This window comes from Arachnia propionica, from assembly GCF_900637725.1.
Classification (GTDB): Bacteria; Actinomycetota; Actinomycetes; order Propionibacteriales; family Propionibacteriaceae; genus Arachnia; species Arachnia propionica.
In genome coordinates, this window is the sequence record NZ_LR134406.1 from 2,922,707 (window position 1) to 2,945,611 (window position 22,905).

At 67.2% G+C, this 22,905-nt stretch carries 22 protein-coding genes and 1 tRNA gene; 15 read left to right on the plus strand and 8 right to left on the minus strand.

All coding sequences use genetic code 11. The annotated features are described in order from the left end of the window. Positions 1 to 117: 117 nt before the first annotated feature. Entirely contained in the window at positions 118 to 1,635 is a 1,518-nt protein-coding gene (locus tag EL272_RS13100) for a potassium/proton antiporter (protein ID WP_061787687.1), read from the plus strand. Between the two features lie 396 nt (positions 1,636 to 2,031). On the opposite strand, the gene EL272_RS13105 is transcribed toward EL272_RS13100, so the two are convergent. Further along, a tRNA-Leu gene (locus EL272_RS13105) sits at positions 2,032 to 2,114 on the minus strand. Positions 2,115 to 2,521: 407 nt separating this feature from the next. Between EL272_RS13105 and EL272_RS13110 the strand changes: the two genes are divergently transcribed. From EL272_RS13110 to EL272_RS13135, 6 genes are all read left to right on the plus strand, one after another. Further along, entirely contained in the window at positions 2,522 to 3,331 is an 810-nt protein-coding gene (locus EL272_RS13110; RefSeq protein WP_073970036.1) for a flagellar basal body-associated protein FliL, read from the plus strand. A 332-nt stretch (positions 3,332 to 3,663) separates the two neighbouring features. Next, positions 3,664 to 4,494, plus strand: a complete 831-nt coding sequence (locus EL272_RS13115; RefSeq protein ID WP_061787685.1) for a hypothetical protein — start codon at positions 3,664 to 3,666, stop codon at positions 4,492 to 4,494. A gap of 404 nt (positions 4,495 to 4,898) precedes the next feature. Then, on the plus strand, positions 4,899 to 5,198 hold the full coding sequence (locus tag EL272_RS13120; RefSeq protein WP_041696754.1) for a hypothetical protein: 300 nt from the start codon (positions 4,899 to 4,901) through the stop codon (positions 5,196 to 5,198). Positions 5,199 to 5,578: 380 nt separating this feature from the next. Further along, complete coding sequence (locus EL272_RS15830; protein WP_014847704.1) at positions 5,579 to 6,346, plus strand: hypothetical protein; 768 nt, start codon at positions 5,579 to 5,581, stop codon at positions 6,344 to 6,346. Positions 6,347 to 6,455: 109 nt separating this feature from the next. Next, positions 6,456 to 7,667, plus strand: coding sequence for a glycosyltransferase (locus EL272_RS13130; protein ID WP_061787684.1), 1,212 nt, complete (start codon positions 6,456 to 6,458; stop codon positions 7,665 to 7,667). Then, complete coding sequence (locus EL272_RS13135; protein ID WP_061787683.1) at positions 7,664 to 8,416, plus strand: PIG-L family deacetylase; 753 nt, start codon at positions 7,664 to 7,666, stop codon at positions 8,414 to 8,416. The genes EL272_RS13130 and EL272_RS13135 overlap by 4 nt, the downstream gene beginning before the upstream one ends. 133 nt (positions 8,417 to 8,549) lie before the next feature. Here EL272_RS13135 and EL272_RS13140 read toward each other — a convergent pair whose 3' ends face one another. From EL272_RS13140 to EL272_RS13150, 4 genes are read right to left on the minus strand one after another with little or no spacing between them, the layout of a single operon-like run. Then, positions 8,550 to 9,647 (minus strand): hypothetical protein, encoded by a 1,098-nt coding sequence (locus EL272_RS13140; protein WP_061787682.1) that lies wholly within the window; start codon positions 9,645 to 9,647, stop codon positions 8,550 to 8,552. Next, positions 9,644 to 10,369 carry an ATP-binding cassette domain-containing protein gene (locus EL272_RS13145; protein WP_061787681.1) on the minus strand — a complete coding sequence of 242 codons (726 nt, stop codon included), beginning with the start codon at positions 10,367 to 10,369 and terminating at the stop codon, positions 9,644 to 9,646. Before EL272_RS13145 ends, EL272_RS13140 begins: the two co-directional genes overlap by 4 nt. Further along, the gene (locus EL272_RS15335) at positions 10,362 to 10,538 is read right to left on the minus strand and encodes a hypothetical protein (RefSeq protein ID WP_159424548.1); all 177 of its coding nucleotides are present in this window, start codon (positions 10,536 to 10,538) and stop codon (positions 10,362 to 10,364) included. Before EL272_RS15335 ends, EL272_RS13145 begins: the two co-directional genes overlap by 8 nt. After that, positions 10,535 to 10,738: a hypothetical protein gene (locus tag EL272_RS13150; RefSeq protein ID WP_061787680.1), complete on the minus strand. Its 204-nt coding sequence runs from the start codon at positions 10,736 to 10,738 to the stop codon at positions 10,535 to 10,537. Before EL272_RS13150 ends, EL272_RS15335 begins: the two co-directional genes overlap by 4 nt. A gap of 338 nt (positions 10,739 to 11,076) precedes the next feature. On the opposite strand from EL272_RS13150, the gene EL272_RS13155 reads away from it, so the two are divergent. Both EL272_RS13155 and EL272_RS15835 read left to right on the plus strand, forming a co-directional pair. Next, positions 11,077 to 11,682: a hypothetical protein gene (locus tag EL272_RS13155; RefSeq protein WP_061787679.1), complete on the plus strand. Its 606-nt coding sequence runs from the start codon at positions 11,077 to 11,079 to the stop codon at positions 11,680 to 11,682. A gap of 368 nt (positions 11,683 to 12,050) precedes the next feature. Beyond that, positions 12,051 to 12,602, plus strand: a complete 552-nt coding sequence (locus tag EL272_RS15835; protein WP_061787678.1) for a hypothetical protein — start codon at positions 12,051 to 12,053, stop codon at positions 12,600 to 12,602. Between the two features lie 641 nt (positions 12,603 to 13,243). On the opposite strand, the gene tilS is transcribed toward EL272_RS15835, so the two are convergent. Genes tilS through dacB form a run of 3 tightly spaced genes read right to left on the minus strand, consistent with a single transcriptional unit; the run spans position 13,244 to position 16,553 of the window. Next, entirely contained in the window at positions 13,244 to 14,176 is a 933-nt protein-coding gene (tilS, locus tag EL272_RS13165; RefSeq protein WP_082793842.1) for a tRNA lysidine(34) synthetase TilS, read from the minus strand. Positions 14,177 to 14,184: 8 nt separating this feature from the next. Then, on the minus strand, positions 14,185 to 15,150 hold the full coding sequence (locus EL272_RS13170; RefSeq protein WP_073970050.1) for a zinc-dependent metalloprotease: 966 nt from the start codon (positions 15,148 to 15,150) through the stop codon (positions 14,185 to 14,187). Continuing rightward, positions 15,150 to 16,553 (minus strand): D-alanyl-D-alanine carboxypeptidase/D-alanyl-D-alanine endopeptidase, encoded by a 1,404-nt coding sequence (gene dacB / locus EL272_RS13175; RefSeq protein WP_126409476.1) that lies wholly within the window; start codon positions 16,551 to 16,553, stop codon positions 15,150 to 15,152. The genes EL272_RS13170 and dacB overlap by 1 nt, the downstream gene beginning before the upstream one ends. Positions 16,554 to 16,630: 77 nt before the next feature. On the opposite strand from dacB, the gene EL272_RS13180 reads away from it, so the two are divergent. The 6 genes from EL272_RS13180 (at position 16,631) to EL272_RS13205 (ending at position 22,752) form a co-directional block, all read left to right on the plus strand. After that, on the plus strand, positions 16,631 to 17,194 hold the full coding sequence (locus EL272_RS13180) for an inorganic diphosphatase (RefSeq protein ID WP_014847712.1): 564 nt from the start codon (positions 16,631 to 16,633) through the stop codon (positions 17,192 to 17,194). After that, positions 17,178 to 18,092, plus strand: a complete 915-nt coding sequence (locus EL272_RS13185; RefSeq protein ID WP_123824054.1) for a hypothetical protein — start codon at positions 17,178 to 17,180, stop codon at positions 18,090 to 18,092. The genes EL272_RS13180 and EL272_RS13185 overlap by 17 nt, the downstream gene beginning before the upstream one ends. A 263-nt stretch (positions 18,093 to 18,355) precedes the next feature. Further along, positions 18,356 to 19,048, plus strand: a complete 693-nt coding sequence (locus tag EL272_RS15340; protein WP_061787675.1) for a hypothetical protein — start codon at positions 18,356 to 18,358, stop codon at positions 19,046 to 19,048. 49 nt (positions 19,049 to 19,097) lie between these two features. After that, positions 19,098 to 20,024 carry an ABC transporter ATP-binding protein gene (locus EL272_RS13195; RefSeq protein WP_014847715.1) on the plus strand — a complete coding sequence of 309 codons (927 nt, stop codon included), beginning with the start codon at positions 19,098 to 19,100 and terminating at the stop codon, positions 20,022 to 20,024. Continuing rightward, positions 20,017 to 21,720 (plus strand): ABC transporter permease, encoded by a 1,704-nt coding sequence (locus tag EL272_RS13200; protein WP_061787674.1) that lies wholly within the window; start codon positions 20,017 to 20,019, stop codon positions 21,718 to 21,720. Before EL272_RS13195 ends, EL272_RS13200 begins: the two co-directional genes overlap by 8 nt. Positions 21,721 to 21,756: 36 nt before the next feature. Further along, complete coding sequence (locus EL272_RS13205) at positions 21,757 to 22,752, plus strand: TRM11 family SAM-dependent methyltransferase (protein ID WP_061787673.1); 996 nt, start codon at positions 21,757 to 21,759, stop codon at positions 22,750 to 22,752. Positions 22,753 to 22,905 lie beyond the last annotated feature (153 nt).

The window sequence follows — 22,905 nt, forward strand, 5'->3', positions numbered from 1 at the left end:
TTCGGGGTTGAAGGCCCACACCCCGCTCAGCCACCTGATCGCGGGGAATCCGCGTCGCATCTGGCCCTGACGGCGCGGAACCCGGGATAATGTCCGCACGATCAGGAAGGACGCACCATGAGCCATCACGACATGGACATGGTGGTCCTGATCGCCTGCGGAGTGCTGCTGGCGGGCGTGGCGGCGGTGCGGATCTCGTCGCGCAGTTCCATGCCCGGGTTGCTGCTGTACCTGGGCATCGGCCTGGGGATCGGCGAGGCGGGCCTCGGGATCCGGTTCGACGACGCCCAGCTGGCCTACAACATCTCCGCGCTGCTGGTGGGGCTGCTGCTGTTCGACGGCGGGTTCACCACCCGCTGGGCGGAGTTCAGACCGGTGGCTTCCCGAGCTGGACTACTCGGAACCGTCGGGGTGCTGGTGTCGGTGGCGGTGGCCTCGTCCATCGCGATGCTGGTGCTGGGTGTCGATCTGCGCACCGGGATCCTGATGGCGGCGATGGTCTCGTCGACGGATGCCGCTGCCGTGTTCGCGATCCTGCGTCGCCTGCCCCTGAGATCTAAGGTGCGCACCACCCTGGAGGGTGAGTCCGGTTTCAACGACCCACCTGCGATCATCATCGTCACTGTCGTGGTCTCCGACGCCTGGAACCAGATGTCGGTGACGGGAATGCTCGCGAACGGACTCTTCCAACTGACCGCAGGCGCCCTCATCGGGGCGGCAGTGGCGATGGTGGGGCAGGCCTTCCTGCACCGCATCTCCCTGCCGAGCGCAGGCCTGTACCCCCTAGCAACCCTCGCGATCGCGCTGACCGCCTACTCCGTCGCCGGGGTCGCGGGCGGTTCGGAGCTGCTGGCCGCCTACATCGCCGGGCTGTGGCTCGGCAACCAGGCGCTTCCCCACCACTCGACGACGGAGGGATTCACGGAGTCGGTGAGCTGGTTGGCGCAGATCGGTTTGTTCGTGATGCTGGGGCTGCTGGCCTCCCCCAGCCAGTTGCCGGAGGCGATCATCCCGGCGCTGGTGATCGGGTCGGCGTTGACGTTCGTCGCCCGTCCGATCTCCGTGTTCGCCTGTCTGACGCCGTTCCGGGAGAAACTGAGAACCCAGCTGTTCATCTCATGGGCGGGGATGCGTGGCGCGTTGCCCATCATGCTGGCAACGATCCCGCTGACGCACCAGCTGCCGGGAGCCTCGCACATGTTCCACGTCATCTTCCTGCTGGTGGTGACGTTCACCCTCGTGCAGGGCCCGCTGCTGCCGAAGCTGGCCCCGTGGGCCGGGGTGCTGGAACAGATCTCCCCGCGGGAGTTGCAGTTCGACTCCTCCCCGCTCGAGGGCATCAACGCCTCGCTGGTGCAGTTCCGGGTCCCGGACACGGGCCGCCTGGTGGGGATGTGGGTTAACGACCTGCGACTGCCCCGTGGAGCCGTGGTCTCCATGATCATCCGCGACAAGAAGATCCTCATCCCGGACAGAACGCTACGTCTTCAGGGTCGCGACGAACTGCTGCTGGCCGTCGAGTCCGGCCTGGTCGAACGCGTCCAGGGCCGATTGGCACTCATCAACGAACACGGCCCGCTGGCGCGCTGGCTGGCGTCGGGCCGGAACCGTCGCCGACTGCTCGACGGCGACTGAAAACCCCGAAACTGGTTGAGTCGGGACCATTCTTGGGAACCGGTTGAGCCAGCACGCGAAGCTCACACGAATGGCTGAGTCAAAACCACCGGCGGCCGAAAATACAGACCCAACCCCAGTCCCCGAACACGCGCGGGATGGTTTCGACACGGCCAGTTCGCAGAGCGAGCAGCCCGGCTCAACCAACTGCCCTCCCCCGGAGCAGGGACAGCGGCATTGTTCTCCTCTCCTCCTGTACACGAACCGCCTTCCCCGTCCCGTCCCTCCTCCTGTACACGAATCGCGAAGGTTCGACGGTTCAACGTCGCCACCCGACGTTGAACCGTTTTTCTCCCGCGATTCGTGTACGAGGGAAAGCAATCGGTCCCCGCCTCTGACGAGACGGGGACCGATTCGTGCGCGAGAGAGGAGTTGAACCTCCACGCCCTTGCGGGCACTGGCACCTGAAGCCAGCGCGTCTACCATTCCGCCACTCGCGCGTCCGGGGAGGAACTCTAGCACGACTGCACGCGGGGAGCGCAACTCGGGGTTCAGGATCCGCTCATCCCGCCATCCCGGGCACGGATGTCCTCCCGGGCCATCGCTGGTAAGCGGCCTCTTCTGCCACGACGTCGAGGACGAGAAACACAGTCAGCAACGACCAGCGATCCCCCACCCGGATCGACGAGAAACGGCGGATCCTCTCGAAGGCGTGAAAACGAAACCCAGGCGCGGATCCACGGCGTCACCGGTTCGGCCGGACCGACGTCGAGCCCAGGTGCCGGCGTTCCCTTGCCCGGCGAATACCGGTCTGACACCGTACGATCCTTGTGGTTCCCCGAGACGGCCTCCGTCGCCACGCGTCCTGTCAGAGAAACCTCTTACCATGTTGAACCAGGAGGTACGAATGAGTAACAACCAGTGGCCCGGCCCCAACGATCGTCCGCAGCAGGGATACCCCCAGCAGCCGGCCTTCGGCGGCCCTCAGCCACAACCCGGGTATCAGCAGCCCCAGCCTGGATATCAGCAGCCCCAGCCCGGGTACCAGCAGCCCCAGCCCGGGTACCAGCAAGCACAACCCAGCTACTCCCAGCCCAGCTACCAGCAGTCCGGATACGGCCAACAGGGCTATCAGTCCGTCTACGGTTCCGCCGGTCAGGGCATGCCCCCGCAGCCACCGGGGAAAAACAACACTGTCCTGATCGTCGCGCTCGTGGCCATCCTGGTGGCCACCGCCGGATTCGGGGCCTGGTGGATCCTCGGCCGGGACAACCAACCGAACGCCACCCCCTCCACCAGCACACAGACCACCACACAGGAAACCCAGAAGTCCGAGACACCATCACCCGAACCCACGAAGAAAACCACCAAACCCACCACCCAGAAATCATCCAAATCTTCCAGCACCGCACCCGAGATGCCCAAATCATTCGATGACTTCACCTTTAGCAAGAAGAAAGACCTGGCGACCACCTACACAAACTCGGACGGAGATTTGTTCGTGGTGGCCTATGGAAAGGGCGAAACCGTCGAGGCGAACTCCACCAACCTCCATGACATCGAAACCATTGGGAAATGGACCTGCGGCAAGGACGAGAATGACTCATCCATGTGCTTGACCGAGGTCTATTCCGGCACCTTGGCAACGCTCATGCTCGACGAGCCGACCTCCAAATTGGCGGAAGTCTCTGATCGTTTCCTCGACGCCTGGAAGTAACCACGAGCGTCCCGGGGCCCTCAGAAACCTGACACGAAGGACTCCCGTCCAGGCTCCAGCCAAGGACTCTCTGAGCGATGGCTTCTTCGTAAACAGGTCCCAAGATTGACCAGGCTCCATGGTCAGGGCGGCTTCAGAGCGTTCAGCTTCGCCGTGTGACCAACGCCTTCAACTGACTTGTGAACGGACTTCATCGAGCCCCTCAAGGATTCGCCTGATCCTGGCTGCCCTGGTGGGGTTCCGGCGGCGGGTCCGCAGGCCAGCGAGCATGCCCGGCGAGACCGGGACGGGTCAGACCTCACAGCACTTACCATGAGGAGCAGGAGGTATAAATGAGCAACAACCAGTGGCCTGGCTACGGCGGACAACCCGGCTACGGACAACCCCAACCTGGCTACGGGCAACCCGGCTACGGCGGACAACCCCAACCCAGCTACGGGCAACCCGGCTACGGCGGACAACCGCAGCCCGGCTACGGCGGACAACCGCAGCCCGGCTACGGCGGACAACCGCAGCCCGGTTACGGCGGACAACCCCAGCCCGGCTACGGACAACCCGGCTACGGCGGACAACCCCAACCCAGCTACGGACAACCCAGCTACGGCACACCCCCGCAGCCCCCGGGGAAAAACAACACGGTCCTGATCGTCGCGCTCGTGGTCGTCCTGGTGGCCACCGCCGGGTTCGGGGTCTGGTGGTTCCTCGGCCGGGACAACCAACAGAACGCCACCCCCTCCACCAGCGCACAGACCACCACACAGGAAACCCAGAAGTCCGAGACACCATCACCCGAACCCACGAAGAAAACCACCGAACCCACCACCCAGAAATCATCCAAATCTTCCAGTACCGCACCCGAGTTGCCAGACTCATTCGGCGACTTCGCCCTCGCCGAGACGAAAGACAAAACGACGAAGTATTACTCGAATTCGAACGGGGACCGGTTCGTCGCCGTCTATGAGGAAGGAGGAACCGTCGACGAAAACGCCCACCTTCTCGAGAACATGAAGTTCAACGGCAAATGGTTCTGCGGCGACGCCAAGGCCGGAACCATGTGCCTGACCCAAATCCATTCCGGTGTTCTTGGGACGATCATGCACAAGGACAAGTCAACGTCAGAGGTGGTGGCAGTTTCTGAAGTCTTCCTTACAGCCTGGAAGTAGTTTGCACGCGGCAGGGACCGCGTGGGAAGGCCCCAGCCGAGTTGCTCCCGGCAGCCCTGACCGTGAAACCGGGAGGCAGGAATGAGCAACAACCAGCCTCCCGGCTACGGGTAACAACCTGGCTACGGCGCCACCGGCTACGGCACAGCCTCCGCAGCCACCGAGGAAAAACCGCCCCGGCCTACCCGTTGCGCTCGTCGTCTTCCTGGTCGCGATCATCGTGTTCGGGGCGTGGTGGATTCTCAGCAGAAACAACTGGCCGCGAACCCCACCTCCAGCACGCATACCGCGGCGCCACAGGAGACTCAACGCCCCGAGATTCCCCCTTCACCTCGACGAGGAAGAACACCGACCCCGCGGGCTCCTCGACCACCCAGAACAAAGGTTCCAGCACCACACCGGGGATGCCCACATCATTCGGCGACTTCATGCTCGACACGAGTCAGGACGGCGCATCCACCTGCAAGAACTCGAACGGGGATTCTTTCGTCGCCACCTACGACCCGGGAGAAACCGTCGAAACGAACGCCGCCCGCCTCACGGACATCGGGAGGGCCGGGAAGTGGACCTGCGGTAAGGACTCTTATGACATGTCCGTGTGCCTGACCGAACCCTATTCCGACACCGTGGCCACGCTCACGCTCGACAGGCCTTTCGCCACGCTTACGGAAATCTCCGGCAGTTTCCTCGAAGCCTGGCAGTAACCACGTGCGCCCCGGGAGACGCTGACCGGCTACGCCAAACGCTTACGACGCTCCCCTGCGACCAGCCCGAGAAGCAACATCGTTGTGGTTGTCGCGTTCGCCGCGACCTCGGCGGTCGCAAAGCTTGGTGGTTCCCGGGAAGAAATGCCCAACCAAGGTGATGACACCTTTTGCCAGAATTCGCGGAAACCGGCAGGCCACTCCACGAAACCCGGAAATCATCCGCGTGGAAAACCACCAGGGACGTTCGGGGATCGATTACGCTCCAGCTCGACTCAACCAGTTCGATCAGGACACGATCCTGCGAAGCTCCCAGGACCGACGATTCTGGAACAGGTCAGCCCCCCCCACACCCCTTACCATGAAAACAGGAGGCACGAATGAGCAACAACCAGTGGCCTGGCTACGGACAGCAACAACCCCAACCCGGCTACAATGGACAGCAGCCCTACACACAGCCGGGATATGGCGAGCAACCCCAGTACGGTTACGGCGGGCAGCCACCCTACGGCGCCAGCGGCTACGGTGCGCCCCAACAACCACCGAAGAAAAACCGCACCGGCCTGATAGTCGCGCTCGTCGGGGTCCTGGTCATCGCCCTGGCCTTCGGAGCCTGGTGGTTCCTCGGCAGGGACAACCAGCAAACCGCCGATCCGTCCGCGACCGCCACCACCACGCAGGCGTCCTCGCAGACTCCCAGCAGCACCGACCCGACCCGCGGCAAGACGTCGAAATCAACTCCCCCGGCCTCGGAAACAGGGGTTCCCCGCTCGACGAAGACCTCCGACGACGATTCAAGCGGTTCAGGCATGCCCCCCGAGATGCCCAAGTCGTTCAATGGTTTCGAGGCCCTGAGCCCGAGCAAGGTCCTCACCTTGTACCTCAGGGGGTCGGATATTTTCTCGGTCTTCTACATCAAGGGTGAAGCGATGGCCGAGGGCATGGCTCGCACCTTGGAGAACCCCGAGACCTTCGGCGAATGGACCTGCGGAACGACCACCCGGACCGGCAATTCGTCGACTCCGGCAAGCGGTATATCGTGCATCGCCGCCGCTCATGGGGGAGCCGTCATCGCATCCATGGGCCCCAACGGGAAAGCTTCGGAAATCGCCGAGAACGGCAAGGCTTTCCTCGAGGCCTGGAAGTGATTCCCCTCCGACAAGGGGCTCCTCCTCATCGGTTTCGCCAACGACGACGTTCCCCGCAGTAGCATCGCTGTTGGGAACGTCGTTTCCGGAAGAGCCGGAGGAAACCATCATGAGCCATCAGCCTTCCCTGCCGGGGACCGGGCTTCGTGTCGCCTTCGTAACCATGCACACCTCCCCCCTGGAACGCGCCGGAACCGCGGACGCGGGAGGCATGAACGTGCTCATCGCCGCGCTGGCCCGGGCGCTGGGAAGGCTCGGCGTGCGGGTGGATTTCCTGACCCGCCGCACCGACCCCGACCAGCCGGAACGAGAGGACGTGGCCCCGTCGGTGACGCTGCGGCGTCTCCCCGCGGGCCCGCCAACCCCGCTGCCGAAAAGCGAGATCGACCAGCATGTCGACGAGTTCCGGGAGGCCATGGAGGCCCTGGAACCCCACGACCTGATCCATTCCCACCACTGGATGTCGGGGGTGGCGGCGCTGCCCGTCGCCCGCGCCTGGGGGGTGCCGCACGTGATGACCTTCCATTCGGTGGCGGCCCACCCGAACTCGCCGCTGCGCGACGGGGAACCGCCCGAGTCACCTGCCCGGGTCGACGGCGAGGTGGTGTGCGCGGAGCAGTCCGATCTGGTGCTGTGCGTCTCCCGGCACGAGGCGGCCGTGGTCATCGGCCGTTGCGGGGCCGATCCGGAGCGGGTGCGGATCGTGCGCCCCGGCGTCAACGTCGACCTGTTCCATCCCGCCACCCATCCCTGGGCACCACCCGGGATCCGCCCCGGCTACGTCGTGTTCGCCGCGCGGCTGCAACCCCTCAAGGCCCCCGACGTCGCCATCCGCACCATGGCCTGCCTGCCCGATGCCATCCGCCCGGATCTGGCGGTGGTCGGCGAGACCTCGGCGGACTTCACGGACTACGAGGCCGAGCTGCACGCCCTCGTCGGCGACCTCGGGTTGCGCGGGCAGGTGCACTTCCTGCCCGGCCAGGACCGCGAGTCGCTGGCCCGCATCGTGCGGCACGCCTCCGTGATGCTGGTGCCGTCGCACTCCGAGACCTTCGGGTTGATCGCCTTGGAGGCCTCGGCCTCGGGGGTTCCCGTCCTGGCCGCCGCGTCGGGGGGCCTGACCGAAGCCATCTGCAACACCTACACCGGCCTGCTGATCCCCACCCACGACCCCCGCATGTGGGCCGAGGCCCTCGAGGCGCTGCTCGCCAACGAGCCGCGCCGCAAGTTGCTGGGCGCCACCGGGAGGCAGCGGGCGCTGGCGATGACCTGGGAGCGCGCCGCGGAAAATACCCTGCAGCAATACCGGAGGATCCTGTGAAAATCGCCTTCATCCACGCCCACCCCGACGATGAAACCCTCGCCACGGGCGCGCTGATCGCCTGGCTGGTGACCTCCGGACACGAGGTGAGCCTACTGACCGCCACCCGCGGGGAACGCGGCGAGGTGGTGCCGGGGCCGCTGTCGCACCTGGCCGGAACCCCCGCCCTGGAAACCCACCGGGAGGGCGAGCTGGCCGGGGCCCTGAAGGTGCTGGGGGTGTCCCGGCACGCCTTCCTGGGGGATCCGCCCGCCGGTTCGGGGCGCCGCTACCGCGACTCGGGGATGCGCTGGATCCGCGAAGGCCTCGCAGGGCCCGCGGAGGACGCGGAACCGGATTCGCTGTGCGCGGCAGACCTCGACGACGTCGTGGCGGATATCGCCTCCTGGATCCGGACGGTGGACGCCGACCTGGTGGTCTCCTACCACACCGACGGCGGCTACGGGCACCCCGACCACGTCCGCATCCACCACGCATCCCTGGCCGCCGCGCAGCGCACCGGGAAGGGTTTCGCGGCCGTCGTCCACGACCCGGGCGACGGGGGCCGCTGGTTCGACCTGCGCGACCTGCAACCCACTGTGGAAGAGGCCCTGCGACACCACGCCTCCCAGCTCACCGCCCACGGCGACGGCACTCTCACCCACTCCGGTGGCCAGTCGGAGGCGGTGACGACCTCCGTCGGGCTGCTTCCCGCCCCCGAAACCCCGCCGGCCGCTGGCCTGGTGGACTCGCTCGCCGGAACCGGTTGAGTGGTTCCGCCGGGGAATCGCGGTTGCGCAGCACTCAACCCGATTTTCACCCCTCCGGGAGCGATTTTCGCGGTTGGGCGCTGCACAACCGGGTTCTTCCTCCCGGTTGGCGAAAATCCGCCACCCGCCGTCCTCAGCCCAGTCGGATCCACGCGAAGGCCAGCAGCAGGGCGGCGGGCAGCAGGTATTTGCGGGGGTGACGCCAGGCGTCGCGTCGGGTGCGGAGCCCCCGGAGCGGGGCGTGACGCTCCAGCGCGGGAACGGCGAGGGCCTCCAGCGCCGTGACGACGACCACCAGCCCGGCGATCAGCGGCAGGTCGCGGGCACCCAGCAGCCAGTACACCACGCCGGCCCCGGCGTTGAACGTTCCCAGGAACGCGGCGACGGCCACCGCGTAATGCCACCAGGCCAGCGCGGGCTGCCCCAGCATTGTCAGCTGCCTCGCCAGGTCGGGGTCGCCGGAGATCATGGTGGTCAGGGGGCTGTTGACGGCGATCAGCGCCAGCGCCAGCGGGAACCGGAGGCCCTGCTCCCAGGCGGTCACGGTGAACACCGTCGCCACGGCGAACAGCCCCACCGCGTTGATCCACACGACGCGATCCGCCAGCGAGGCGCGCAGGAAGTAGTTGGCCCCCGCCCGTCCGCGCATCGCGGCGGAGCCGCGGGTGAACAGCAGGCCCGTGGCGGGGAGGACGACCAGCCCGGCAGCCAACACGGCGGACAGCGCCGCTGCCACCAGCCACGGCGGCACCACCGTGCAGGCCCATACCGCCAGCCCGTCGAGGGCCACCACCAGCAGCGGCCCGGCCCATCGCGGCCGGGTGCCGGCCGACGCCAGCACGGCCATCACCGACAGGGGACCGCAGGCCGCCACCACGAGCATCGCGCAGACATCCGGCGCGGCGAGTTGCCCCAGCCGCAAGCCGAACAGTGCGGCAGGCATCACGACCTCGGCCACAAGAAGTATCCACGCGGCCGACGCGAGCGCCAGGTTCACCCGGGCCGGGCGGGGCGGCAGCTGGGCGTAATCCCGCATGGATTCCACCCGGAAGGCCGCGTTCACCAGCAGACCCGATGACACCAGCGACGCGGCGGCCACGCCCGCCACGTACGTCATCGGCGGGATCCGGAACTCCACCGTCGGGGCCAGCACCCAGACCAGGCCCCAGATCAGCACATCCACGACGACGCGGCGACGCGTGGTGAGGGCTCGCAGCAGGACCAGGGTCATCGGTGCCGTTCCTTGAGCAGGGCGCGGATGTCGGTTTCGGGATCCAGCGGGTAGGGGCGGCTGAGGTCACCCCCGTCGAGCACGCACAGATGGTCGCAGCACTGGGTGAAACTCTCTGCGACGTGGGAACTCATCAACACCGATCCGGTGTCACGGTAGGCGTTGAGGCTCTCGTAGAGAAACTCGGTGCCCTCGAAATCCAGCCCGTCCACGGGTTCGTCCAGGATGAGCAGGGGCAACCCCAGGCTCAGCCCCGCGATGAGGAAGGCCTTCTTCCTGTTTCCCGTCGACAGGCTTCCGATGGTCTTGCGGCGGAACGGCTCGAACCCGAACCCCGCCACCAGGTCGTCCACGCGCGACGGCTCCGGCGAGCGGCCAAAGACACGGGACGTGAAACGCAGGTAGGGGTCCAGCGACCAGTACGCGAAACCGCTGCTCTCGGTGAACACGGCGTAGCGTCCGAGCTGGAATGCCCTGTCGCGCGGTTGCGTGGCACGGGAGCGCCAGGTCATGTGTTGGAGGCTGGCGTGCTCGTGAACCCCCACGAGCGTGTTGATCAGGGTGGTCTTGCCGGCGCCGTTGGTTCCCAGCAACCCGACCACGGAGTGCTGGCCGATGTCGAGTTCCCCGATGTTCAGCACCGGGGAGCCCGCCTTGTACCACGCGGTCAGTCCCCGCACGGTGAGCAGGGGTTCCGCTGCGTGCCGTGGCCGGTCAGTCATCTTTCTCCCGCGACGAACCTCGCAAGGCGAGCACCGTGCGGACGATGAAGGCAACCCCGCCCAGCCCGAGCACGACGGCCATCAGGGTTTCACCCCGAATGAGCGACAGGACGGTCCCGGCCACGAACAACAACGCCGCCAGGGCGCCGATCACGATGTGACGGTTCATGACGTCACCTCTCCCCGCACCCGGGAATCCGGGGGGAATTCGCAGCTCCCGTCGCACGTCACCGCCGTGGGTGTGACATCGCGCGCCGCCGGGACGGTGGCGCCGCAGTCCAGTAGGGAGCTGGCGATTGATGCGATGGGTTTCATCGGATTCCTCTCCTCGGTGAGTTCGGCTGCCACTTCGTTGCTTTGCAGTCCCACTGTAATCGTCTCCTTGCCAGCAGGGCCTGTACCCGGCTTCAGGATCCCCTCAGCCGTGAGCGTCCCTCCGGCCATGTCCTGCCGCCCTGATCGTCCCTGCGGGCCGGGCGCCGGCCTGTTTGCTCCGGCTTGATTCCAATCCGATACGACGGTCTGAACACGATCCGGATTGCCACGATGGCCCGGGGTCCTTAACTTTTGGCCAGACCTTCCTCAACCCCTGCGGGGGTTTCTCAAACATCCCGCAGGGACCCGGTGAGCGGTCCTAGGCTCGGAAAGATCCTGAGAGCTGGAGAGACCAGCCCGGGTCGCTTTGACGCCACCGGAGGTGTTGAACAATGAAACAACGCAGTGGACGAATCGGCATGGTCGCCGCAGCCGCCGTTGTGCTCCTGCTGTCATCGTGCGGCGGGGATTCGAGGCCGCTGAGCACGGATTCGTGGGGAGCGTCCTTTCCGAGCTCCACCAAGAGCTGGCCGTCGTTCTCCGCGTCCCCGAAACCCCAACCGTCGGAGACCTTCAGTCCGGAGCAGCTGGAGGCGGCGAACACGCTGATCGAGTACTACCGCATCACGGATGAGATATTCACCAATCCCGATGCCGACACACAGCCCCTGAAGGACATCGCCATCGGGGAGAGCCAGACCATACAGATGAAGCATGTAACGGAACGCCGCGCGAAGGGGCAGGTACAGACCGGAACCACGGTCGTCCACATCACCGGCGCCTCGGAACCGGAGGAGACGGATGGCGTGCGGAGCATCGATGTCCAGATGTGCACAGACAGCGAAAAGGTGGACATGATCGATTCCGCGACCGGGAAAAGCGTAGTCCCACCGGGACGGCCTTCGTACCTCCAGTGGAATGTCACCGTGGTAAAGACCAACGACGGCTGGAAATTCGGGGACGCCACGAACGAGACGGTACTCAGATGCCCAGCGTGAAACGCCTCCCCGCCGCCACCGTGGCATTTCTCCTGATGGTGGCCGGTCTGCCAGCACAGCCGGCCCGGGCCGATGCCAATGTCGGATGCGGACAACATGACAGTAGGGGCGGGTCTTGCGACATCACGGTGCGAGTGCCGGGATCCGGCGGCCAACCGGGGAATTCCCCCGCGCAGCCACGCGGGAAACCCACCGGTGGCGGGGGCGGGGGCGGCCAGGAAAGGCCGCACTGGCCCGTGGAGGGCTGCCTCCAGTACGACCCCAGTACGGGAGTGTGCGTCCGTTTCACCCCCTCCGACCCATCACCCGCACCAGCCCCGCGGGAGGCGCCAGAACCCGCAGTCCTGGCCAGGATCGCGATCGGACGCATGGACCTGAAGGCACCCGAGATCGGAATGTGGCCCTCGCCCCTCGAACAGCTCCCGGAGGGCCGCAACTACGTGGGTTGGCACAACTGGATGTGGGTCAACAATCCCGGTAGGGACACGTGGGGGCCGATCACCAAAACCGTCACCGAATCCGGTTACAGCGTCACCGCAACCGCCATGGTCGCGGGGGTGACGTGGGAAATGGGCAACGGCGACACCAAGAAGTGTGGCAAGGGAACCGAACACCCCGAGCACAGAACCCACGACGAGAAGTCACCGGACTGCGGATACGTCTACCACCAACGCGGCGACTTCACGGTCACCGCCACCGCCCACTGGGTCATCAACTGGCGCGGACTCGGCAAGAACGGCACCATCCAGATGGATCTCACCTCGCAGGTTCACACGAGTGTGGTCGAAGTCGTCGCGGTCAATGTCCCGAACGGGAAATACAACCGGTCGTACCCGACCCCGGCACCGTCGCCGAATCCAACCGGCACCCCCACCGCACCTGCCCCCTGCCCCACGAACAACAACAAACACGGCTGCTGAAACCCCTTCCTCACCTGCCGGTTTCGCTTCGGCTCAACCAGCTTCGGCCCCCACTTATCCCCCGAATCCCCCTCCCTTCCCTCTGTGCACGAAACGCGGAAGAAAAACGTTTCAACGTCGTGTGGCGACGTTGAACTGTCGAACCTCCGCGAGTCGTGTACGGGAAAAGCAGGGCGAGGCGCGGGGAGGGCGGTTGGGGACTTGTGGTCGGGTCCGCTGTTCGCCTGCCGGTGGTTTCGACACGGGCTGCTCCTTCGTCGCAGCCCGGCTCAACCGGCTTGGAGAAGATTCCCCGCAGCCCGGCTCAACCGGCTTGGAAAACGTTCCCCACGACCCGGCTCAACCGGCTTGGAAAACGTTCCCCACGACCCGGCTCAACCGGCTTGGAAAACGTTCCCCGCGACCCGGCTCAACCGGCTTGGAAAACGTTCCCCGCGACCCGGCTCAACCGGCTTGGAAAACGTTCCCCGCAGCCCGGCTCAACCAGCTTCGTCTTGTCCTGAAGCTGGTTGAGCCGACCTGCGAGCGTCAGCGAGCCGGTCGTGTCGAAACCAACTCACACATGTCCGGGGAGCCGTGGCCAGGCCTGATGTTCAAGCGCCGAGGGCTTCGACACGGGTCGCGCATTCCTCACGACCCGTTCAGCCGGCCACCCACTCCAGCCGGCCCGCGATCCTTCTCACCGACCCTCCCGGCACCGCGACCGGGCCCTGGCCCCGCCAGGCCAGCACAAGGTCGTCGACGGCGGCGACGTGGATCCGAGTCGCCTCGCTGCCGTGGTTCCGCAACCAACCGAGCAGCACCCGACCCCGGAGAGCGTCCGGCTGCCCTGCGAGGGTGACGACATCGAGGGCGTCGTCCCGGGCGGCCCGGACAAGAGCGAGTTCCGCCAGCTCGTCGAGGAGGTCGGCGTCGCCGCGGGCCAGCTCGGCGGTGCGGGCCAGGCCGACGGCGACGTCACGACCGAGCTCCGAGGCAAGCAGCGCCAGCACCGAGCGGGCACGCACCCGCGCGAACCGCGGGTCGGTGTTCATCGGGTCGTCCCACCACTCGACCCCCCATTCGCGGCAGGCCGCTTCGGTCTCGGCGCGCCGGATCCCCAGCAGCGGCCGCAGGAAGGGGCCACGCCGAACCGACATGCCGGCCAGCGACCGGATGCCGGAGCCGCGCAGCAACCCCAGCAGCACCGTCTCTGCCTGGTCGTCGAGGGTGTGGCCCAGCAGCACGGGATGCCCGTCACACGACAGGGCTGCCAGGCGCGCCTGCCGGGCCGCCGCCTCGATCCCGCCGTCGCGTCCCACCTCGACGCGCCGCACCTCGGCGGCAATGCCACGCGACGTCAGCGCGTCAACCGTCCGCTCCGCCACCTCGGCGGAACCCGCCTGCAGGCCGTGGTCGACGACGACACACCCCGCCTCGGAACGCGTGCGGGGCGCGGCCCACGCGGCCCCCAGCGCGAGCGCCATGGAGTCTGCGCCGCCGGAGACCCCGACGACGACAGGGCCTGCGGGCAGCAACTCCTCCACCGCCCTCCCGACCCTCAACGCGGCGGGTCCGAGTTCACGCCTGGCCACGGCGCCCCTCAACCATGGATCCGCCGCAGCCAGGCGTCGGGGTCGGCGATCTCAGCCACGGTGGGGAGGTTCGCGGGTCCCGCGAAGGCGGCGGTCAGCGCCCCCAGCCCGGCCTGGAGGCCCACGTGTTGGCAGAAGGCCAGGCCGTCGCGGTACTGGAGGCCCTTGTCTAGGCCGGGTATCAGGCGTCGCCAGCCGGTGCCGGCGGCCGGACGGGCGAAGGCCGCGCGCAGCCGGCGCACCGAGGGCACGTGAACCGCCCCTGCGGCGTCCGCCACCAGGTCGGCGTGACCCTCCAGGAGGGTCATGGTGGCGGTGAGGGCGTCGAGGTGCCGCTGCCCCTCGGCGGTGACCAGCAGCGACGCCACCCCCCGGCCCCCGCGGATACCTTCCGTCACCTCCGCCGGGGAGGGGTCGTCGACGCTGAGCGAGGCGATCAGCTTCTCGACGTGACCGAGCAGCCAGGGCGCGGAGTTGAACTGTACCGCGTGGGTTTGTTCGTGGAGACTCACCCACAGCCGCAGGTCGTCGGCGTCGAGGCCGCGTCCGCGCCGCACCTCGACGATGCTCGGGGCCACCAGCATCAGCCTCTCCGACCAAGGGTCGTACTGGCCCAGCAGACCCCGCCCCATCGCCACGAAGGAGATCCCCGCCAACAACCCGTAGCCGATCCCGGCCAGGGTGCGTCGCGGACCGGCGGGCTGCTCCTCGAGCGGCAACCGGCCCAGCAGGTCATCGGCCATCACCGCGGCCCGCCTGGACCATCCTGGACGATCCACCACCACGACCTCCGCGGCGGCCGCGCCGCCCAGACCCGAGTGCTCGACGGCCAGGTCGCCGGCCCGCCGGGCCGCGGCCCTGAGCGCGGCGACCTCGCGCACCGCATCCGGCCGAGAAACACCGGGCCCGGGGTCGGCGAGAAGCCGCTCGACGGCCCGCGCCAGCGGCCAGGAGACGTGGGGTCGGCGCTGCATCAGCAACCGCACCCCGTGATCAGGGCCGCCCCCCGGTCGCTCCACACCTGAGCGGCCCAGCCATCGGTGGAACCGTTGGTCATGAACGCAAAAGCCACCTCGCGGCCATCGGCGGTGACGGTGGTCCCGGCGAGGGTGGACACCAGCGACAGGGTGCCGGTCTTGGCCCGCACGATACCGCGCCCCGCGGTGGAGATCTCGTCGTCGAAACGGTTGGTGAGGGACCCCGAGACCCCGGCGACGGGGAAACCCTCCTGCACGACGGAGGCCCGGGGGGTGATCATCACGTACCGGACCACCCCGGCCAGCATCGACGCGGTGACGTGGTTCTCGCGGGTCAGGCCGGAGCCGTCGTACAGCACCGCCCCCTCGTGCCACAACCCCAGGCCGGTGAGTTCCTGCTGCACGGCGGCGGCCGTCCCGGCGAACGTGGTGGGCTGGCCCAGTTTGCGGGCCAGCTGCATGCCGAGCACCTCGGTGTAGGAGTTGTTGGAGGTTTCCAGCGCGGCCGCGGCGATGGCGTGGACCCCGGGCGAGCTGACCTTCGCGATCTCCTCCCCTGAGCCCTTGGCCGTCGCAGGGCTGCCCTCGACGGTTATGCCCTGGGCGGCCAGCTGGGTGGCGAAGATGCGGGCGGCATCGCCCGCGGGGTCGGTGGAACGCACCTGTTTGGCGTCGCGGCCCTCGTCGGCCCAGAGCGCGGAAATCGGGGTCACCTGGTCGCGGTAACCGGAGAGCCAGGTGGTTGCCCACGACTCCTGGAACAGGGATGCGTCGTATCCGAGGGTCACCTTGCTCAGGCCCTGCGACTTCAGTTTCTCCGCGGTCTTCGCGGCCAGTTCCTCCAGCGAGGCGCGTTTCGGGTGGCCACCGGAGGCGGCGGAGGCGAGCAGCGGATCACCACCCCCGACCAGCACCAGCTGCCCGGGGGCCGGGGAAACGACGGTGGTGTCGAAGGTCTCGGTGCCGTCGAAGACCGACAACAAGGCGGTGACGGTCAGCAGTTTCGTGTTCGACGCGGGAACCAGGAGCTGATCGGCGTTCGATGCGGCGAGCACATCCCCGGTCTCGATGTCGAGGACCTGGTAGGCCAGGCTCAGCGACGACCCTTCCTGCACACCCTTGGTCAGGGCGGCGACGTCCTGGGACTTGAGGCGCTGTTCCAGCGCGGCGCGGCCCGGGAGCTTGCCGGGGGCGGCCTCCGGGGCCGCGGAAACGGGGCCGGCCGGTTTCTGCTGCGGGGACGGCGCGGGAGAGGACGGGGACGCGGTGACGGATGCCGCGGTTCCGGCCGCGGATGACGCCGCGCCTTGGAGGACCGCGGTGGTGAAGGCGGCCGCCAGCAGTGCCCCGACCAACCCCCAGATGATCACAGGTCGCCACGGGATGCTCTGGGGGGACAAATCGATGCTCCTCGTCCGGTAGAGTGCTTGAACACTGGCCGCCAGCATGCGGCGGCGCATCAATCATAGGAGCGACAGTGAGCGACGACGTCATCGAGAGCATTGAGATCTTCAACCCCGAGAGCCGCGTGTTGTTCGATGTCACGGTCGAGATCCCGAAGGGCACCAAGAACAAGTACGAGATGGACCACCTGACGGGCCGCATCCGCCTGGACCGTACCTTGTTCACATCCACCCAGTACCCTTACGACTACGGCTTCATCGAGGGCACCCTCGGGCTCGACGGCGACCCCCTCGACGCTATGGTGATCGGCGCCGAACCCACCTTCCCCGGCTGCCTGATCCAGTGCTACGCGGTGGCGATGTTCCGCATGACCGATGAGATGGGTGGCGACGACAAGGTGCTGTGCGTGCCGACCGCGGACACCCGCCGCAGGCACCTGAAGGACCTCGACTCGGTGGCCGAACACATCCTCCTGGAGATCGAGCACTTCTTCAGCGTCTACAAGGACCTGGAGCCGGGCAAGTCCGTCGAGGGCGCCACCTGGGCCGGCCGCAAGGAGGCGGAGGAGGAGATCATCGCCTCCATCGAACGCGCGAAGGGCACCTCCTTCGAGCACCACCATGTCAACCTCGCCTGAGGCCGACGAGACACCGGAACCACCCGGCCCGGCGCCGGAGCCAGTGGTTCCGGCGCCGGAATCGGAGCGGCCGCTGCTGACGTTCAAGATCCGCTGCCGCGACGGGGTGGGCTACCAGAACCTGCTGTTCTCCTTGGTCTACATCTTGGTGATGGCGTTCGTCTTCTTCGCCGCGTCCAGCTTTTTCTCCCCCAGCCCCTACGGGGCGGGAGGTCAGTCCTTCCCGACCGGGAAATACAGCACCTTCAGGTTCCCGTCCATACCCACGCACAGTCGCTTCACCTTTTCCCTCCCCAGCATCCACATCCCCTCCCTCCCGCCGTTGGTCACGGGAAGCGGCAAAATCCCGTCGCAGAAAACCGAGAGCAACTCGCCGCCCTCCCCGACGCAAGAACCCACCAGCGACACCCCGACGCAGGAGGCCAGCACCCCGGGGGTGGCGACACCGACGGGCGCCCCTTCCTCCACGCCACCGAACGTCACGGGCTCCCTTGGTAACCGCGGCTGGCCCGCTTGGAGTTGGCTCGGTCCCGTCCTCCAGATGCTCGCCCTGATGGCGTTGCCCGTGCTGCTGGTTCTGCGCAAACCCGTTCGCTGGCTGGAGATCGACGAGGAGGAGATGATGCTCTCCTGGAAAGGCGAGGTGGAAGGACAGGTGGCGCTCCGGGACATCGCGCACATGAGACTCTGGAACAACAGGTATGACCTGGAGGTCTACGACCGCACCGCCACCCTGCGCATCCGGATGAAACCGTGGCTGATGTCCAACCGGTTCATGAAGGCCAAGGTGGATCGCATGGCCGATCAGATCCGCGACCTCCTCCACGGCACCGAGGTCCGGATCGACCAGCGAAGTCGGCACACCGAACGTTTCATCGACTTCCCGCCGGGTGAGTGACCATCCGGTGGGCTCCACATACCGCGGGTTCCCCCGGTTGCGCAGCACTCAACCGGAAAAATAGGCCATTTCGGCCCGGAATCCGGGTTGAGTGCTGCATGGCCGTGCAATCCTCGGACGGACACGGCCGGTCCCCGGCCGCGCCGGGAAGAACACCGTGAGCTGGATGCCTCCCCGGCCCCCGCAGATGTAATCCCGCGGGACTGGCGCTACGCTACGGCCGTCCCGGGACCCGACGAACACCCGAGACGGAAGGAGTCCCGGTGAAAACCGTCAAGTTTCGTGTCCGCAACCCGATAAAGTGGCTGGCTCCCCTGATCTCGACGGTGTACCTGATCGGTGTCGTGTTCCTCTGCATCCAGAACTTCAAATTCCTGCTCATCCTGACCGCCGGCTCCAGGTTCCTGTTCCTGCTGGTGCTGGCCCCCGCCGTCGCGCCGCTGTTCCTGCTTCTGTGGCTGCTCAGCCCGGCTCGTCAGGTTCGCATGGGTGAGGACCGGTTCGTTCTCGCCTGGGGCGACGACGTGCTGGACCAGATCACCTACCCGGAGATCGCTCACATGCGGATCACCGGCATCGGCCAGCAGCTGGACATCTTCGATCGCGCCGGTGTGCAGCGGCTCCACATCGAACCCCTGAAGGGCTACTACTCCAACAAGTCGGCCGAGATCTTGGACTTCATGCGCACCCAGCTCCCGCACCTGGAGAACAAGGTGGAGAAGAAGAAGGGCCAGAACAACTACGTGGAACGCTACGTCGACTTCCCACCCCAACAGAACCAAGGGCCACAGCAACCCCAGCCACAGCCCGGCTGGCAACAACCCCACCAGCAGGGCGGCTGGCAACAACCCCAGCCACAAACCGGCTGGCAGCAGCCACAGGGACAGCCCGGCTGGCAGCAATCCTCGCAGCAGCCCACCTACCAGCAACCCCAGGGGCAGTCCGGCTTGCGGTGATGCCTGCCGGGCACGGATTCTGCAGGGCGACGGCGTAGGGTTTTACCCCGTGAATGATCCGGTGATCCTGGCCCAGGAGCTGCGCAAGTCGTATGGCGCCTTCGAGGCGGTGCGCGGCATCGACTTCGAGGTCGAGCCCGGGACATCCTTCGGGCTGCTCGGCCCCAACGGGGCGGGCAAGTCCACCACCATGCGCATGATCGCCGGGGTCTCGCACCGCTCCGGCGGCCGGCTGCGCATCCTCGGGATGGATCCCGACGAACAGGGACCGCGGATCCGCGCCCACCTCGGGGTCGTGCCGCAGAACGACAACCTCGACGCCCAGCTCACGGTCCGCGAGAACCTCATCTTCTACGGCCGCTACTTCGGCCTGCCGAAACGCTGGCTGGCCGCCAAGGCGGAGGAACTGATCAAGTTCGCGCAGCTCACCGACAAACGCGACTCCCGGGTCGACGACCTCTCGGGAGGCATGAAACGCCGCCTCACGATCTCCCGGGCCCTGGTCTCCGACCCGCGCATCATGCTGCTCGACGAACCCACCACGGGCCTGGACCCGCAGGCCCGCAACGTGCTGTGGGACCGGCTGTTTCAGCTGAAGGAAAAGGGCACCACGCTGGTGCTGACCACCCACCACATGGACGAGGCCGAGCAGCTCTGCGACCGGCTGATCGTCATCGACCACGGCGTGATCGTCGCCGAGGGCAGCCCACCGGAGCTGGTACGGGAACACGCCGGCCGCGAGGTGGTGGAGCTGCGTTTCGGTTCCACCCGCAACGCCGGGGCCGCCGAGCGCATCGCAGGCATCGGGAACCGCATGGAAACCCTCCCCGACCGGATCCTGGTCTACTCCGACGACGGCGAGGCCGCGCTGCGCACCATCATGGAACGCGGCCTGGAGCCGAACTCGTCGCTGGTGCGGCGATGCTCGCTGGAGGACGTGTTCCTGAGGTTGACTGGGAGGTCGTTGATTGACTGAGACCCTCTCCCCCGTCGATCACGACGCCCGGGCCGCGCAGGTCGCGCGCTGGGGCGCCTTCCATCACGCCCGCAACGTCGTCATGCAGCTGCGTTCCTGGTGGGTGAGCCTGTTCGCCATCGGCGCCCTGGAACCGCTGCTGACGGTGCTGGCGTTGGGGGTGGGCCTGGGAGTGGTGGTGGATGCCGCCAGCCCGGGGGCGCTCGGGGTGCCTTTCCTGCAGTTCGTGGCGCCCGCGATGCTGCTCTCCTCAGCCGTGCACGCAGCGCAGGCCGAGAACACCCTCGGGGTGTTCTCCAGTTTCAAGTGGCACGAGCTGTACCAGGCTGCCGCCTCCACCCCCACCACCCCGTCGCAGCTGGCGGAGGGACACTGGCTGGGCTCGACGGTGCGTTACCTCATCAACTGCGCCACCGTCATCGTGGTGCTGCTGGTCTTCGGGGCCATCACCCCCGCGAGCGTGCTGGTCCTGCTTCCCGTGGCGGTGTTGACGGCGTGGTCGTTCGGCAACCCGGTGATGGCTTGGACGGCCCTCCAACACGACGAGAACGGCCAGTTCTCCATCTTCTCGCGGCTGGTGGTGCTGCCGTTGACGCTGTTCTCCGGCACCTATTTTCCCCTCGACGTGCTGCCCGGCTGGCTGCACCCGCTCGGCTGGATCTCGCCGCTGTGGCACGGGGTGAACCTGGCCCGCATCCTGACCCTCGGGCAGGCCGCGCCGGCGTGGCTGCCGTTCGTGCACGTCGCCTACCTGACCGCGCTGACCGTCGCCGGGTTGTTGCTCGCCCGGCGATTCTTCCACCTGCGGCTGACCGGGGCCCTGCCCCACCTCCGCCAGAAACGAACCAGGAAGCGGGTCGCGTCGGAACCGGTGGCTGCGGCGCCGGGCGGACTGCCGGACGGCCAGTCGATGCTGCCCAGGACAAGCCACTCGGCCTCGTTCAGCGGCAGATTCCCCGTCGTCGCGGCCCGGGGCCTGAAGGCGAACTGGGGTGCCAGCAGCATGCTCATGGCCTCGGGGGCGGTCGAACCGGTGCTGTATCTGCTGGCGATGGGGATCGGGCTGGGTGCCTTCATCGGTCAGGTGCAGTCGGGAACCAGTTACGCCGCCTGGATCGCGCCCGCGCTGCTGGCCACCTCCGCGTTGAACGGGGCGGTCATGGACGCCACCTGGAACGTGTTCATGAAACTGAAGTTCGACAAGCTCTACGAGACGATGCTCAGCACCTCGCTGGGGCCGCTGGACGTGGCGCTGGGCGAGATCACCGTCGCCCTGGTGCGCGGCGGCATCTACGCCACCAGTTTCGTCGCGGTCATGGCGCTGCTGGGTCTCGTCGGGTCGTGGTGGGTGCTGCTGGCCATACCGGCGTGCCTGCTGATCGCCTTCGGGATCGCGGCCCTGGGGATGGCCGCCACGTCGTTCTGCCGCACCTTCCAGCAGATGGACTGGATCATGCTGGTGCTGATGCCGATGTTCATGTTCTCCGGCACCTTCTACCCCGTTGACGTCTACCCGGCCCCGATCGCGGCGGCGGTGAAATGCCTGCCGCTGTGGCACGGCATCGAGATGCTCCGCGACCTCAACGCGGGAGCGGTCAGCTGGCTGACTGCAGGTCACGCCCTCTACTTCGTCGTCCTGGCCGTACTCGGAGTGTGGGTGGCGTCACTGCGCCTCAAGGCCCTGTTCCTGCGATGAGCCCCTGCGACGTTGCGACGTGAAAGACTTGCCCCCATGTCGTCGTACCTGTTGTTGCGCAACCCGTCCGCGAATCGCGTCTACGCGGGCGAGGCGGCCACGCTAACCGCCGCCGAACTGGAGATCACCGCCCCCTTCGTCTCGGGGATCACGCAGGCCGAGGTGGCGGGCGTCGACTACCTGGCCTTCGACGCCGAGCGCATGGGACGCGACGAACTGGCGGGCATCGCGCGGCAGTCGTCGGCATTCGCATTGTTCCAGCGCGACGGCGACCTACTGCGACCCGTCGCGCTGCCGCACACCGATGTCCTCGACGACGACCTCGTGACCATCCCCAAATACCAAGGAAAGACCAACGAACAGTTCACCCGGCTGCTGCTGAACGTCACCGTCGCGGCGGCCAGGCGCAACGCCCCCCACCGGGTGCTCGACCCGATGGCCGGGCGCGGCACCACCGTCTCGACCGCACTCATCGCGGGCTGCGACGCCTTCGGAGTGGAGGCCGACGACAAGGCCTTCGACGCGATGGCGGCGTTCTACAAAACCTGGCTGCGCCGCAAACGCATCAAACACACGGCCGCCGTCACCCCGGTGCGCCGCAACGGGACGCGCATCGGTCGTCGCTTCGACGCACGCATCACCGTCGACAGACGGGAGCTGGTGGCGACGGTGTTCACCGGGGACGCCCGCTCGTCGGGGTCGCTGTACGGGAAGAAACGTTTCGACGCCATCGTCACCGACGCCCCCTACGGCGTGGTGCACGGATCGACGTCGGGCGGACGCAGGTCGCGCACCCCGGCGCAGCTGCTGGCGGAGACGATCCCGGTGTGGGCGGGGCAGCTGCACCCGGGAGGGTCGCTGGGGATCAGCTGGAACACCCTCGGCATGCCCCGCGAGGACCTGGCGGCGCTGCTGGCCGACGCCGGCCTGGAGGTCCTCACCGGCGGGGCGTGGGACCGGTTCGCGCACCGCGTCGACTCCTCCATCCGCCGCGACCTCATGGTCGCCGTAAAACCGGTCGCCACTGACTGACGGATCACGCCGCCCGAGGACCACGCCAGCGGATCCCACCCCACCCTCCACCCCACCCCATCCGTCGGTTTGCTGGCCTTACCACCGGTTTGCTGGGCTTGTTCACGTTTGCCTGCGCTGTGAGGCCAGCAAACATCAACAAGCCCAGCAAAC